Origin of the sequence: Anoxybacillus dikiliensis (assembly GCF_050613275.1) — a bacterium.
Lineage (GTDB): Bacteria > Bacillota > Bacilli > Bacillales > Anoxybacillaceae > Anoxybacillus.
Genome location: NZ_CP187112.1, coordinates 764,728 through 778,361, shown reverse-complemented (window position 1 = coordinate 778,361; position 13,634 = coordinate 764,728). Strand labels below are relative to the sequence as shown.

The 13,634-nt window shown below is 45.7% G+C and carries 14 protein-coding genes; 3 read left to right on the top strand and 11 right to left on the bottom strand.

What is annotated here, in order from left to right; translation table 11 throughout:
• Positions 1 to 5: 5 nt before the first annotated feature.
• On the bottom strand, positions 6 to 722 hold the full coding sequence (locus tag ACPF7I_RS04175; RefSeq protein ID WP_430744644.1) for a (Fe-S)-binding protein: 717 nt from the start codon (positions 720 to 722) through the stop codon (positions 6 to 8).
• 107 nt (positions 723 to 829) lie between these two features.
• Positions 830 to 1,549: a FadR/GntR family transcriptional regulator gene (locus ACPF7I_RS04170; protein ID WP_430744646.1), complete on the bottom strand. Its 720-nt coding sequence runs from the start codon at positions 1,547 to 1,549 to the stop codon at positions 830 to 832.
• Positions 1,550 to 1,748: 199 nt separating this feature from the next.
• Here ACPF7I_RS04170 and ACPF7I_RS04165 point away from each other — a divergent pair, with 199 nt between their 5' ends.
• Complete coding sequence (locus ACPF7I_RS04165; protein ID WP_430744648.1) at positions 1,749 to 3,530, top strand: L-lactate permease; 1,782 nt, start codon at positions 1,749 to 1,751, stop codon at positions 3,528 to 3,530.
• Between the two features lie 100 nt (positions 3,531 to 3,630).
• Complete coding sequence (locus ACPF7I_RS04160; protein WP_430744650.1) at positions 3,631 to 5,361, top strand: B12-binding domain-containing radical SAM protein; 1,731 nt, start codon at positions 3,631 to 3,633, stop codon at positions 5,359 to 5,361.
• 176 nt (positions 5,362 to 5,537) lie between these two features.
• Here the strand turns inward: ACPF7I_RS04160 and ACPF7I_RS04155 are convergent, their stop codons facing one another.
• The 3 genes from ACPF7I_RS04155 to ACPF7I_RS04145 are packed head-to-tail and all read right to left on the bottom strand — an operon-like array spanning position 5,538 to position 5,957.
• Positions 5,538 to 5,681 (bottom strand): hypothetical protein, encoded by a 144-nt coding sequence (locus ACPF7I_RS04155; RefSeq protein ID WP_430744651.1) that lies wholly within the window; start codon positions 5,679 to 5,681, stop codon positions 5,538 to 5,540.
• The gene (locus ACPF7I_RS04150; RefSeq protein WP_006321568.1) at positions 5,678 to 5,833 is read right to left on the bottom strand and encodes a hypothetical protein; all 156 of its coding nucleotides are present in this window, start codon (positions 5,831 to 5,833) and stop codon (positions 5,678 to 5,680) included. Before ACPF7I_RS04150 ends, ACPF7I_RS04155 begins: the two co-directional genes overlap by 4 nt.
• Complete coding sequence (locus ACPF7I_RS04145; RefSeq protein ID WP_430744653.1) at positions 5,811 to 5,957, bottom strand: hypothetical protein; 147 nt, start codon at positions 5,955 to 5,957, stop codon at positions 5,811 to 5,813. Before ACPF7I_RS04145 ends, ACPF7I_RS04150 begins: the two co-directional genes overlap by 23 nt.
• A gap of 83 nt (positions 5,958 to 6,040) precedes the next feature.
• Here ACPF7I_RS04145 and ACPF7I_RS04140 point away from each other — a divergent pair, with 83 nt between their 5' ends.
• A complete protein-coding gene (locus ACPF7I_RS04140) occupies positions 6,041 to 6,376 on the top strand; it encodes a DUF3905 domain-containing protein (RefSeq protein WP_430744655.1) in 336 nt (111 codons plus the stop codon).
• A gap of 2 nt (positions 6,377 to 6,378) precedes the next feature.
• Here ACPF7I_RS04140 and ACPF7I_RS04135 read toward each other — a convergent pair whose 3' ends face one another.
• The 6 genes from ACPF7I_RS04135 to ACPF7I_RS04110 all read right to left on the bottom strand — a co-directional run bounded on the left by ACPF7I_RS04135 (position 6,379) and on the right by ACPF7I_RS04110 (position 13,633).
• Entirely contained in the window at positions 6,379 to 7,194 is an 816-nt protein-coding gene (locus ACPF7I_RS04135; RefSeq protein WP_430744657.1) for a carbohydrate ABC transporter permease, read from the bottom strand.
• An 11-nt stretch (positions 7,195 to 7,205) separates the two neighbouring features.
• Complete coding sequence (locus ACPF7I_RS04130) at positions 7,206 to 8,096, bottom strand: carbohydrate ABC transporter permease (protein ID WP_430744659.1); 891 nt, start codon at positions 8,094 to 8,096, stop codon at positions 7,206 to 7,208.
• A gap of 103 nt (positions 8,097 to 8,199) precedes the next feature.
• The gene (locus ACPF7I_RS04125) at positions 8,200 to 9,465 is read right to left on the bottom strand and encodes an ABC transporter substrate-binding protein (protein WP_430744660.1); all 1,266 of its coding nucleotides are present in this window, start codon (positions 9,463 to 9,465) and stop codon (positions 8,200 to 8,202) included.
• Positions 9,466 to 9,518: 53 nt separating this feature from the next.
• Entirely contained in the window at positions 9,519 to 10,208 is a 690-nt protein-coding gene (pgmB, locus tag ACPF7I_RS04120) for a beta-phosphoglucomutase (protein WP_430744661.1), read from the bottom strand.
• Positions 10,205 to 12,547, bottom strand: a complete 2,343-nt coding sequence (locus tag ACPF7I_RS04115) for a glycoside hydrolase family 65 protein (protein ID WP_430744663.1) — start codon at positions 12,545 to 12,547, stop codon at positions 10,205 to 10,207. Before ACPF7I_RS04115 ends, pgmB begins: the two co-directional genes overlap by 4 nt.
• A 69-nt stretch (positions 12,548 to 12,616) precedes the next feature.
• On the bottom strand, positions 12,617 to 13,633 hold the full coding sequence (locus tag ACPF7I_RS04110) for a LacI family DNA-binding transcriptional regulator (protein WP_430745978.1): 1,017 nt from the start codon (positions 13,631 to 13,633) through the stop codon (positions 12,617 to 12,619).
• Position 13,634 lies beyond the last annotated feature (1 nt).

Genomic DNA, 13,634 nt, shown 5'->3' with positions numbered 1-13,634 from the left:
CCCCCCTATCGACAGTTAAGCACTTCGGCAATATGCATGACGCGAATCGGCTTCCCTTTTCGTTCAATGCGCCCGCCGATGTTCATTAAACAGCCGCAATCGGCGCCAATTAAGTAGTCCGCTTCGACTCGTTCAATGCATTGAATTTTTTCATCGACCATTTGTTCTGAAATCGGCCCCATTTTTACGGAAAACGTGCCGCCAAATCCACAGCAATTGTGCGCGTTTGGCAAAGGGACAACTTCCAGCCCTTTCACGTGTTGTAATAACGTAAGCGGCGCGTCTTTCACGCCGAGCAGGCGCGTCATATGACATGATGTGTGATACGTCGCCTTCCCTTCTAACCGCGCGCCAACATCTTCCACTTTTAGCACATCAACGATAAATTGCGTCAGTTCGTACGTTTTATCGGCGAGGCGCTGCGCGCGTTCTTCCCATTCCCCATCACCTTTAAAAATGTGCGGATATTCTTTAAACATCGTCGCACACGAGCCGGATGGGGTGACGATATATTCCGCATGTTCAAACGTACGAATCATATGTTTCATCGCTTCCTTCGCTTCTTTTACATATCCGCTATTGTACGCGGGCTGTCCACAGCACGTTTGCGCTTCTGGAAAATGAATGGTGCATCCAAGCCGCTCTAACAGCTCGACCGTCGCTTTTCCGACATTGACGTGAAATAAATCGACTAAACACGTAACGAATAATGTGACGTTCATCCCAAATCCCCTCTCCAAGAAAACGTTTTCTTTTCCTTCACTTTACATGCAATTGCCAAATTAGTCAACCGGTCATCTGATGAGTACATTCGGAGGAATTCCCTCCGTTACGAACGTATGTAGTCAGAAAGCACTTTTTCCACATGTCCTAAATGGTCTTTCATTCGCTCTTGTGCAAGTTCGATGTTTTGTTCGCGAATCGCTTCAAAAATGGCGATATGGTCTTCAAGCAGCTGCTCCGTCGTCGCTTGTTTCGCAAACAGCCAAATGCGGCGCGTTTCACGCATCGTTTCCATCATCATGCCTGACACGTTGTTCATTAAGCTGACTAATAGCGGATTTTTCGTCGCCGCCGCAATCGCCATATGAAATAAAAAGTCGGCCTGTTCCCCAAGCTCTTCGTCGCCGATCGCCTCACGCATTTGCGTAAGGGCGCTTTGCATCGCACGCAAATCTTCTTCCGTCCGTTTTCGCGCCGCCACTCCAGCCGCGCCGACTTCAAGCAATTTACGCACTTCTAATAAATGAGCAACGTCTTCTTTATTCATCAGCACAGCAGCAGAAATCGGAAACGACAGCATCGCCGGATCAAATTCGCGCACATATGTGCCTTCCCCTTGCTTCATTTCAATGAGCCCCATCGCTCGCAGCGCCGTTAACGCCTCGCGAATCGCCGCGCGACCAACTTGAAAGTTTTCGGCAAGCTGCTGAACGGAGTCGAGTTTATCTCCGGGCTTTAACTGCCCCGTTTGAATCATATGTAAAATGGCTTCCGCTACTTCTTCATATATTTTTTTTGGTTTAATTTGTTTGTACACACTATCCACCCCATCATCTCTTGTTTACTCCCCCACACAAATAGAATATCATATCATATTTTTGCACAAAAGAAGTGTGAAAAATTTTTAAATTTTTGTATTGAAAATTGGTTGCGCTTACATTATGATATACTCATCAGATGATTGTATGACCTTATGACGAGGGGATAAGGAATTACATCATCACATTGAACAAAGGGGGATTTTTATGAGCATCGGCGTGTTATCATTTATCGCACTATTGCCAATTTTAACAGTTTTCTTATTTCTCGTTGTGCTCAAATGGCCAGCGAGCCGCGCAATGCCTGTCGCGCTCGTCGTTACCGCAGCTATTGCCCTATTTGTTTGGGGCACGAAAATGAACGTTGTCGCCGCCGCAAGCGTCAACGGTATAAAAACCGCGATTGAAATTATGTTTATCGTCTTTGGCGCGGTATTGCTTTTAAATACGGTGAAAGAAAGCGGCGCGATCGAAACGATTCGCCAAGGATTTATTCACATCTCCCCAGACCGCCGCATTCAAGCGATCATTATCGCTTGGTTGTTCGGTTCGTTTATTGAAGGCGCAGCAGGTTTCGGTACGCCAGCTGCCATCGCTGCCCCGCTTCTTGTCGCCATCGGTTTTCCTGCGATGGCTGCCGTATTAGTTGCGCTTATTATTCAAAGTACACCTGTTTCTTTCGGCGCAATCGGTACGCCGATTCTCGTTGGAGTTAATACAGGGCTTGCGAACCAAGAAGCGGTGATGAAAGCGATTGGCGATATGGAGTTTACGGATTATTTGTTGCAAATTGCCGCAAACGTCGGCCTCATTCATGCGTTAGTCGGAACGTTCATTCCGCTTATTATGGTCGGCATGATGACGCGCTTTTTCGGTAAAAATCGTTCGTTCCGTGAAGGATTGCGCGTATGGAAATTTGCGTTGCTTGCCGGATTGGCGTTCACCGTTCCGTATGCGATCATCGCAAACGTGCTCGGACCAGAGTTTCCATCGTTAGTCGGGGCGTTAATCGGCCTGATGATCGTCGTACCAGCCGCAAAAGCAGGGCTATTTATGCCGAAAGATACGTTTGACTTTGAAAAGCGGAGCGAATGGGAACAAGAATGGATCGGCCGTTTAAACAACGAACAAGTGAACATCGTGCAAGGGAACAAGCGCATTTCGCTTTTAAACGCATGGTTCCCGTACGTATTAGTTGCGATTTTGCTCGTCATTACGCGCACAGTAACGGAAGTAAAAACATTTTTAACAGGAGAAAGCGTCACGATTTTAATCGACAACGTATTTAACTCCGGCATCGCGATTAAATCGACGCCACTTTACTTGCCGGGTACAATTTTCTTCATCGTTTCGCTCATCACATACGTGTTACATCGTATGGATGCGAAAAGCTACAAAAAAGCGTTTAGCGATTCATTTAAAACGGCATTAAGCGCAGGTTCGGCGCTCATTTTCGCCGTGCCAATGATCAACATTTTCATTAACTCAAAAACAGAAGAGCTTGCAAGCATGCCGCTCGTTTTAGCTGAAGGGGTATCGCACATCGCCGGTTCGGCATGGCCGGTCGTTGCGCCGCTCATCGGTGCGCTCGGCGCGTTTATCGCTGGAAGTAACACATTTAGCAATATGATGTTCTCTCTCTTCCAGTTCGGTACGGCAGAAAGCATCGGCTTGTCCGCTTCAGGCGCTGCGGTCGTCGTCGCGCTGCAAGCTGTTGGTGGAGCAGCAGGAAATATGATTTGCGTCCATAACGTCGTCGCTGCTTCTGCAACAGTCGGCCTCGTCGGTCAAGAAGGAAGTTTAATTCGTAAAGCGCTCATTCCGATGACGTATTACATTTTAGCTGCGGGTATGCTTGGCATGGGCTTCATCGTCGGCGGCTTCAACATATGGTTTATTTTATACGCCGTCGTCGTCATCGCTTTCATCTTCTTTATGATGTCAAACCGCGGCAAAACGAAAAAAGCAGAAAAACAAATTTCTGCGTAACATAAAAGAGGGTGTCCTTTTTGTAGGGCACCCTTTTTTCCTTCCCTTCCGATATGATATAATAGCTTGTTGCAACCTACATATGAAGGAGTCGTTTGCAGTGAACATTATCTGTACAACGTTAAATGCGAAATATATTCATACAAACTTAGCGATCCGGTATTTGAAAGCGTACGCCGCACCGGAGTTTCATGTGCAGCTCGTCGAATATACGATTAAAGACCCTGTGTTACATATCGTCACCGATTTATACCGCCGCAAGCCGGATGTCGTTGGATTTAGCTGTTACATTTGGAACATTGAACAGACGATTGAAGTCGTTCAGCTATTAAAAAAAGTGCATCCGAACGTGACGATCGTCGTCGGTGGACCGGAAGTGTCATACGATGTTTCTTATTGGCTTGAGCGCGTACCACAGTTTGATTATATCGTCATCGGCGAAGGAGAAGAAACGTTTAAACAGCTTCTAACGGCGCTTCATCGCGGTGAAGATGTCGCAACGATCGCTGGACTTGCCTTTCACAAAGACGGCAAACCGATCATCAATCCGCAACGAAATAAAATCAATTTAGCGAATATGCCGTCGCCGTTTCGCTTTCCAGAAGATATTCCGCATTTGTCCAAGCGCGTCACATACGTGGAAACGAGCCGCGGCTGTCCGTTTAGCTGTCAATTTTGTTTATCGTCCATTGAAGTTGGCGTGCGCTATTTTGACCGTGAAAAAATAAAAGAAGATTTACGCTACTTAATGAAACATGGCGCGAAAGTCATTAAATTTGTCGATCGCACGTTTAACATTAGCCGCAGCTATGCGATGGATATGTTTCAATTTTTAATTGACGAACACGTGCCGGGCGTCGTCTTTCAATTTGAAATTACAGCGGATATTATGCGCCCAGAAGTGATTGAGTTTTTAAACCGTGAAGCGCCCCCGGGACTGTTTCGCTTTGAAATTGGCGTGCAATCGACGAACGACGAAGTCAATAAGCTCGTCATGCGGAAACAAAATTTTGATAAGCTTACCCGAACGGTTACGATGGTGAAACAAGGTGGAAAAATTGCGCAACATCTCGATTTAATTGCCGGACTTCCCGAAGAAGATTACACATCGTTTCGAAAAACGTTTAACGACGTGTTTGCCCTTCGCCCTGAAGAATTGCAGCTCGGGTTTTTAAAAATGTTGCGCGGCACAGGATTGCGCCGTCAAGCAGACGAGTACGGCTACGTCTTTATGGATCGGGCACCGTATGAAATGTTGCGCAACCGCGTGCTATCATTTGACGATGTCATTCGCTTAAAACAAGTAGAAGATGTGCTCGAAAAATATTGGAACGATCATCGCATGGACGAGACGATTGAATATATCGTCACCCATTTATTTGACACCCCATTTGACTTTTTCCAATCGTTCGGCACGTATTGGGACGAACAAGGATGGGCGCGCATCGGCCACCAGCTTGAAGATTTATTCCGCCGCCTCTATTCGTTTTTACAAACGTTACACACGAACGACTTGCCGATCGTCGAAGCGCTCATGAAATACGACTATTTGCGCAATCAAAAACAAAAACCGCGCAAGCCGTGGTGGGACGAAAAAACGGACAAGAGTGTGCGCGCGCGCGTATACGAAAAACTGTCCGAACAACCGCATCTTCTTTCCCTAAGCGAAAAAGAATTATTTAAACATACCGTCGTCGAAATGATTCCTTTCGACTTGCCGCATTATTTACAAACGAAACAAGTGCGCCGATGCAACATGGCGATGATCGTTTACTTTAACCAAACGACGATGAAAGCGGAGACGTATAGTTTAGAGATGGACACGAATTGACAAATCATTTATTGAGGTTTTACAATTTGAATTATAAGGAAGATTTAAAGTGCGGGAAGGACATCATTTAGGGATGTTCCTTGCTAGAGAAGATAGCTGTCGAATGTTCGGAATTCGATAGCTTAGAGATGATGTACAAAAGCGCTAGCTCCTCATGCTAGCGCTTTTAGTCATATTTAGGGAGAGACATCTTTCTTCTTCGCTTCTTCTAACAACTCGATCACTTTATGCGCATTGATGTCGCCTTGTTCGCTCCCGAATTCTTCCTTTAATATATCGCTTGGAATTGGAATCGTTTTCCCCGCTTGTTTATTTTTCATTTTCCTTGCCGTCCTTTTTTCGAATTTCGGTTCGCCCCTCGGCTCATATCTTCCCCGCCGGCGTATTGCGCTTCGAATTCATCTTTCGGCATGCTTTCCGTCGGCGTTTGGTTATTTGTTTTTGCTGCATCATGTGTCACTTTTCTCTTCATCACGTTCCACTCCTTTGTATGCAATCAATATAATGTCTTCACCCGTTTGTTGACGAAGCGTTTGTTCCCATTGTTGCACTTGGGCGATGTCGCGCTCATGCAACTGTGCAATTGGAAAACGCATATGAATCCCCCCTCACAAGTAATGTCATGCAAAATGACATATTTTATACGTTGCTAAGCCACATTAATAGCGAGGTGATCACAATGGATAAAGAAATCGAATCGCCAATTTTGGACGAAACGCAGCCGCATCAAATACATGCTCCGTCGTTTAAAGGAACGGGCATTCGCATGCAGCCGCCGTTTGTAAACAAATATGGCGTCGTCATCGGCGACAGCAAATACAATTCGCCAAACTCGCCGCTTCATCAATGGAGCGATGAAACAGACCCGAGCATCATGGCTGGGGACGAATGGGTGCACCCGACAAACGACATCGGCTGGAACACGCCTGAAAACCGCGCGCAATTAGAAAAAAAACGAAGCGTAAACGCTCCGTTTATGCATCCAGACAAAGACGTCGGATATGGGGCAGATTAAAGCTATTTCCCACCTGTAAACGAAATACCTTTAATAAAGTAGCGATTGAAAAACGCATAAATGACTAACACAGGCATCGTAAACACCATCGACGCCGCCATAATGTAGTTCCAGTAGCTAATGTATTGTCCTTTAAAGCTATTTAACCCAAGCGGCAACGTGAACAGTTGCGGATCGGATAAAATGATAAGCGGACGCATAAAGTCGTTCCACGAGCCCATAAAGACGAAAATGGCTTGCGCGGCAAGCGCTGGTCGAGCAAGCGGCAGCACGATGCGGAAAAACGTACCGATGCGGCTTAACCCATCTAACGCTGCCGCTTCTTCTAATTCTTTCGGGAAGTTAATGAAAAATTGACGCATCATAAAAATAAACGTCGCGTTAATCATCGCTGGGACAATCATGCCTTGATACGAGTTCAACCAACCGAGCTGTTTTAAAATTAAATAGTTCGGAATCATCGTCACTTGCGCTGGAATCATTAATACAGCAAGCACGATCATAAAAATGGTACGTTTTCCTCGGAAATGAAGGCGAGCGAGCGCATACCCTGCCATTGAGTTAAAAATTAAATTCAAAATCGTCACCGTCACCGCGATAATGACGCTATTCATAAACCAGCGCGGAAACAGCTCTTGTTCAATGAAAATTTGTTTATAATTATCAAGCGTGAAGTCTTTCGGAATAAAACGAATCGAACCGCTCACAATTTCCTCAAGCGTTTTAAACGATGACGAAAGCGCCCATAAAAATGGAATCATCGTCACGATCGCATATAATACGAGAATCGTATATAATAATGCTTTACCTAATCGCATGTCCTTCCCCCCTAATAAAGCGACTCTTCTTTTGAAAACTTCCGCTGCAACCACGTCGCAAGTAAAATGACGATCGCTAACGCAAACGCTAATGCAGCCGCGTATCCCATCGTGCCAAGCGATTTAAACGCATATTGATAAATAAGAAGGACGACCGTTAACGTCGCGTTGTTCGGACCGCCTGAACCGCCAGAGAAAATGTATGACTGGTCAAATAGTTGGAACGTACCGATTAAGCCCATAATGACGACAAACGATGTGACAGGTCTTAAATACGGGACGGTGACGTACCAAAATTTATGCCAAGCGTTTGCCCCATCTAGCTCAGCCGCTTCATACAATGAATCCGGAATATCTTGCAGCGCGGCTAAATAAATGACCATAAAAAACGGTGCCGTCGACCAAATGTTCATTATCATAATCGCATTTAACGCTACAGACGGATCGCCAAGCCAGTTGTATGTCGGCAAGCCGAAAAACTTAAGCACGTGGTTAACAAGACCGTTTTGGTTGTACATCCACATAAAAATAAGCGTCAAAACGGCGGACGATGTTAACGTCGGTAAAAAATACACGATGCGGAAAAACTTTTCCCCTTTTAAACCGGCATTGAGCGTCGCCGCTAAAACGAGCGCTAACATCGTTTGCGTCGGCACGACAATCGCCACGTATTTTACTGTATTCCAAAGTGCGATTTTTGCACGGGTGTCGTCGAATATGCGCGTAAAGTTATCAAACCCGACAAATTGAAAACTTGTCGTCCCTAACAGCTGCACTTTATGAAACGATAAATAGATGGCAAATAAAATCGGACCAATGACAAATAAAAGAAGAACAAATAACGTCGGTGCTAATAGCGTATATGCCGTTCCTGCTTCTCTCCATCGCTTACGAGTAAACATGTTTTCATCTCCCTTGCGTAAATGCTATTCGCCTCTTTCAAGTGAAGATTGTGCAACACTTCACTTGAAAGAAGGGAACAGCGAGGGGAATCCCCCTCAGCCGTTACTTCGCTTCAATTTCCTTATTCGCAATGTCTTGCGCTTTTTTGAGCGCTTCCGCAAGCGGTTGTTCACCTAAAAAGGCGCTCACAAATTGGTTGTTAAAGTTGTTCATAATAATTGGTAAGTTCGTACCGTTTTGCCATACGGTCGCATACGGTGCCCCCGCAACAAGTGCCGCACGCAATTCATCTTTGTCGTATCCTAACTCAGCCGCAACAGATTTACGCGTTGGCAACGCAAATCCTTTACTCGTCCAAATTTTCATTCCTTCTTTTCCTGTTAAAAATGAAATGAGCTTCCATGCCGCTTCTTTCTTTTGTGAATCTTTGTTCATGACGTAAGCAACTGTGTATGCCATCGTTCCTTTTTTGCCGTCAATTGTTGGCACTTCAGCTGTGCCGAACTCCGTATTTGGAAACGTTTCTTGCAGGAATGGGATCGCCCAGTTTCCTTCAATGACCATCGCTGCTTTTTGTTGACCGAACATTTCACCGCCCCAGCCGGCGCCAACTTCGCTCGGTTGCGCCGCTGATTTATCTTTTAAACGCATATCGACAATTGGTTGCAACGCTTCAACGACTTTCGGATCAGCAAAGCTCGCCTTGTTGTCTGTCACGACTTTGCCGCCTTTTGATTCCGCAATGTAGTATAAACGCGCTAATTCAGGCGCAGCTCCGAAGCCGTACACTTCTGTTCCTTTCGTTAATTTTTTCGCCGCCTCGCGCAACTCGTCCCACGTTTTCGGTACGTCTAATCCAGCTTCAGCAAACATTTTTTTATTGTAGAAAAGCGCTAACGTCGAATAGTCTTTCGGGAAGCCGTATATTTTGCCGTCCGGGCCTTTGAACGCATCAAGAAGCGGCTTTTCAAAGTCATTGATGTCAAAATCATCTGTCACATAGTCGTCGAGCGGCTCTAATACGCCTGTTTCAATCATCGCTGGCGCTTCAAACGCATCTAAATAAAATACGTCTGGACCTTCGCCACCAATAAGCCGCGTTTTAATGACATCCATATATTGGTCGGAAATCACTTCGTGTTTTACTTTAATATTCGGATATGTTTTCTCAAACTCATCTAACGTTTGCTTTAACAATTTTTGTTCCATCGGATTGCCGCCCCAGCCGGCGAGCGTCACTTCCACTTGTTCTTCTTTCGTTTCTCCTTTGTTTTCATTTTTTGCTGTTTTCTCGTCGTTGCCACATCCCGCTAAAACGCTTCCAAAAAGCATTGTCGATATACCGACAGTTAACCATGTTTTGTTCATTCATAAGACCCCTTTCTTATTTGTACTTATATATGGAAGGGAGACTCGCTCCCTTATTCCCGATAAAATGCACGTACGATGGCGTCATATGTTAAATCTTCTGTCGTTTCCACGATGTAGTCCGCTTCTTTTAGTGCCTCACGATCGCCAACGCCGACCGCAAACATGCGTGCTGCTTTAATCGCTGCCACCCCTGCTTGCGCGTCTTCCACTCCGACGCACATGGACGGATGCACACTTAGCTGCTCGGCAGCCGTCAGGAAAATTTCCGGGTGCGGCTTGCTATGTTTTACGTTCGCCGCATCGACAATCGTATCGAAATACTCGCCAATTTGTAATCGTTCAATGACGGTAAACGCGTTTTTACTTGCCGATGCTAAGCCGATTTTTATATGATTGCGCTTTAGTTCGCGCAACAGTTCGGCCATCCCGGGAAGGATATCGTCTGGCGTCATGCGCGCAATGAGCTGTTTATAATGTTCATTTTTTTTATAGGCAAGCGCTTCTTTTTCTTCGGCCGTATAGCGGTCCGTTTGGCCGCCGAGCGCCAAAATGCGCTCGAGCGACTCCATGCGGCTCACTCCTTTCAACTGCTCGTTAAACGCGTGGTCAAACGTGATGCCTAATTCCTCTGCAAGCTGTTTCCATGCGATAAAATGATGCTCTGCCGTATCGGTAATGACACCGTCTAAATCAAAAATGACTGCTTTCAACTCTTTATTCATTGCGTCAAACCCTTTCATACAAGTGGAATCGTTACTTCGTCTTTCACTTCGTATCGTGTCCCGAACACGTCAAACGTCACAATTTCGTGAACGTTCGTCACTTTTTTCACGACAAGCTCCTCATGCGTCACCGTTACTTCTAACCGATCGCCGCGCCAATACATCGGGAACGATAACTTTTTCCATTGTTTCGGTAGTTTTGGATGAATGCGCAATTTCCCATCAAGCATGCGCACGCCGCCAAATCCGCATACAACCGACTGCCATATGCCGCCGATCGATGCCGTATGCATGCCGTGATCCGATGATTTCATATTCGGACCTAAGTCGATGCGGGATGCTTGTTCAAACAATTCATACGCTAACTCGCGATCGTCCATATCGCTCGCTAAAATGCAATGCGTCGATAAGCTGAGGGAAGAATCGTGCAACGTTTTTGGCTCATAGTAATTCCAGTTCGCTCGTTTCACTTCTTGTGAAAACTTATTTTCTAATAAGTAAAACAACACCATAATGTCCGCTTGTTTGGATACTTGAATGTTGTTCACTTGTTCAAGATTGTAGTCTTCAAAAATTGTGCCGACGCGCGTTTGCTTTTTATATTTCGTTAAGTCGATCATTTGTTTCGATAAATACGTATCGTCTTGTGGAATGACGAGATCTTCTTCGCGCGGCTGCGGCAAGTAAATGAGATCGACTTTGTCTTTCCATTTTTTATACGCTTCATGCACGTTTATTTTTTCCGCTAGCGCATCAAGCAGCGCCGGGTTCGTTTCTTTTAATCTTTCATAATAGCGAATGGCCGTTTCGATGTTCCAATGCGCCATATAGTTCGTAAAAGCGTTGTTGTTGACGTGCTCTTTATATTCGTCTGGGCCGATGACATCGTTAATATGATATTGTTGCTTTTCTTCGTTCCACTCTAGCCGGCTCGCCCAAAACGTCGCCGTATCAAACAACATTTCATAGCCGTAGCGCTCCATAAAGTCGTCATCGCCTGTAATTTTGTAATATTGCCATACCGCAAATGCGATGTCGCTTGTAATATGTTGTTCAATAAAGCCAGACCAAATTTTCGTCGCTTTTCCTGTAACGATATCTACCGCACCCCATACCGGCGTCTCTTCGTCGCCTGTAAACGCCGACTCCCACGGATACATCGCTCCTTCGTACCCGTTTTCCTTCGCTTTTCGGCGGGCGCCTTCAATCGTGTTGTAACGATATTCAAGCAAACTGCGGGCAATATGCGGGAACGTGTATGTGAAAAACGGTAAAATGAAAATTTCCGTATCCCAAAACGAATGACCTTTATATCCTTCCCCTGTTAATCCTTTCGCCGCAACACCAAAACGTGCATCGTGTGCCGGCGTCATAATGATTAAATGATAATGCGCAAAGCGGATGGCAAGCTGGTCAAATTCATTTTCACTTTCGATCGTAATGTTCATTTGCTCCCAACGTTTTTTCCATTCCGAAACGTTTTCGGAAAAGAGCGCATCATACCCTTTCTTCGCTTCTTCTTTTAAGTTGTTTAGCGCATCTTCACGCATGACATCTAAACTGTATGCATCATGGTCGTACGCTCGATCGCGGCTCGTGTACACGTTAGCAAGCTTTTCAAGCGTCAACGTCTCCCCTCGTTTCACATCAAACGCCACTTGAACGAACACTTTGCGGCGATCAATTGCCATGCGCGGCTCTGTTTCGATTTGTTTTCCGTCAATCATGTAGCGATGCACCGCATTGACGACAAAATCAATTTTTGATTCCGTTGTCGTTTGAATGAGCTGTAAATATGTTTTATCGAAAATGCGCTTTTCGCCTTCATGAAAATGTTGCGCACCGCTATTTGTCATTTGCCCGTTAATGCCGGATGTGATGTGAATGTGCGCATCGCCATCGAGCGGCTTGATCTCGACTTTCATGCCGATCAAATGCAAGTTTTTCAGCGATACAAATCGGCGAAACGTCAGCTCAAACTGCTCGCCGCGCGTATTTTCCCAAATGATGTGGCGCACAAGTTCCGCATCTTTTATATTTAAATCGCGGCGATAATGAATGATTTTTCCTTTTTCAAGCGAAAACCGTTCGCCGTTTAACCAAATATCTAACTCAACAACATCGGGCGCGTTCGGCAGTTCCGTCACTTCATATTCGTCAAACTTATTGAACGTTCCAGCAACGAACAAGTTGCGCACTTGCCCGATGTACGATTCTTCCGTCGCTGAGCGAAGCCCCATATATCCGTTGCCAAGCGCCATAATCGCTTCGCATTTTCCGAGCGCATGCGGATTGAATGCGACCTCGGACACGATCCAATTTTTGTACTCTCCTGTTCCTAAGTTGTATTGCAGCATCGTAAACTTCCTTTCCTCGTGTGAATATCGTTTTTCCAAAACGTTTCGGATTTTGCGTATGAAAAAAGGTCACCCTTTTTTCACCGGCGCTGTTGACTCGCGCACGACAAGTTGCGTTCGCAACGTCACGACTTTCGCTTCATTTCCTTCCAGCATATCAATGAGCATGCTAGCTGCTTCGTATCCCATTTGAAATTTATTTTGCGCAATCGTCGTTAGCGCAGGAGACACGTATGATGCCAATAAAATGTCGTCGTATCCGATGACCGATACGTCTTCAGGCACGCGCAAACCGAGCTGTTTGAGCGCTTTCATGACACCGAGCGCCATTAAGTCGCTTGCGCAAAAGATGGCGGTAATGTTTTTATGTTTCTCAAACAATTCATACGCTCTCGCTTCTGCCATCTCTTCGGAAAAGTCGCCGTTAACAATCCACTCTTTTTGAATCGGCACGTTCGCTTCTTCCATCGCCTCGTAAAATCCTTGCAGGCGCTGCTTGCTGACAAAGGCGTAATCGTGCCCGTTCATCATCGCGATATAGCGATGACCGAGCTCAAGCAAATGTTGCACCGCTTTTTTCGCCCCGTATACGTTATCGGTCGTCACATATCCGACGCGATCAGACTGAATCGGAATGTCGATTAAGACGCACGGAATGTCGCTTTCGACGACTTCCGTTAAATACGGATCGTCCGTTTTCACCCCTTGCAAAATGACGCCGTCCACGCGCCGTTCGCGACACAATTGCGAGTACGTTTTTTCCCTTTGCTTCGTCGAATTTGTATTAAACAAAATGACGTCATAGTCCGTTTTCGCAATATAATCGTTGACGCCCGTCATCACTTCAAACGTGAAATTGTCTTTGAGCGCGGATCGCGTCATGCCTGAAACGAGCAGCCCAATCGTTTTCGATTTGTTCATGACAAGGCTTCGCGCAAGCGTATTTGGACTGTAATTGAGCTGCTTGGCGATGTCCATAATTTTTTTGCGCGTCTTTTCGCTTACATCAGAGTAGCCGTTTAACGCGCGTGAAACAGTCGTCACAGACACGCCAGCCGCCTTTGCGATATCTTTAATTGTCGTCACT

Bases quoted from the DNA above. Each gene is read 5' to 3' on its own strand.
- ACPF7I_RS04175 (WP_430744644.1), bottom strand. From the start codon at position 722: ATGAACGTCACATTATTCGTTACGTGTTTAGTCGATTTATTTCACGTC.
- ACPF7I_RS04165 (WP_430744648.1), top strand. From the start codon at position 1,749: ATGAGCATCGGCGTGTTATCATTTATCGCACTATTGCCAATTTTAACA.
- ACPF7I_RS04155 (WP_430744651.1), bottom strand. From the start codon at position 5,681: ATGAAAAATAAACAAGCGGGGAAAACGATTCCAATTCCAAGCGATATA.
- ACPF7I_RS04150 (WP_006321568.1), bottom strand. From the start codon at position 5,833: ATGAAGAGAAAAGTGACACATGATGCAGCAAAAACAAATAACCAAACG.
- ACPF7I_RS04145 (WP_430744653.1), bottom strand. From the start codon at position 5,957: ATGCGTTTTCCAATTGCACAGTTGCATGAGCGCGACATCGCCCAAGTG.
- ACPF7I_RS04140 (WP_430744655.1), top strand. From the start codon at position 6,041: ATGGATAAAGAAATCGAATCGCCAATTTTGGACGAAACGCAGCCGCAT.
- ACPF7I_RS04135 (WP_430744657.1), bottom strand. From the start codon at position 7,194: ATGCGATTAGGTAAAGCATTATTATATACGATTCTCGTATTATATGCG.
- ACPF7I_RS04130 (WP_430744659.1), bottom strand. From the start codon at position 8,096: ATGTTTACTCGTAAGCGATGGAGAGAAGCAGGAACGGCATATACGCTA.
- ACPF7I_RS04125 (WP_430744660.1), bottom strand. From the start codon at position 9,465: ATGAACAAAACATGGTTAACTGTCGGTATATCGACAATGCTTTTTGGA.
- pgmB (WP_430744661.1), bottom strand. From the start codon at position 10,208: ATGAAAGGGTTTGACGCAATGAATAAAGAGTTGAAAGCAGTCATTTTT.
- ACPF7I_RS04115 (WP_430744663.1), bottom strand. From the start codon at position 12,547: ATGCTGCAATACAACTTAGGAACAGGAGAGTACAAAAATTGGATCGTG.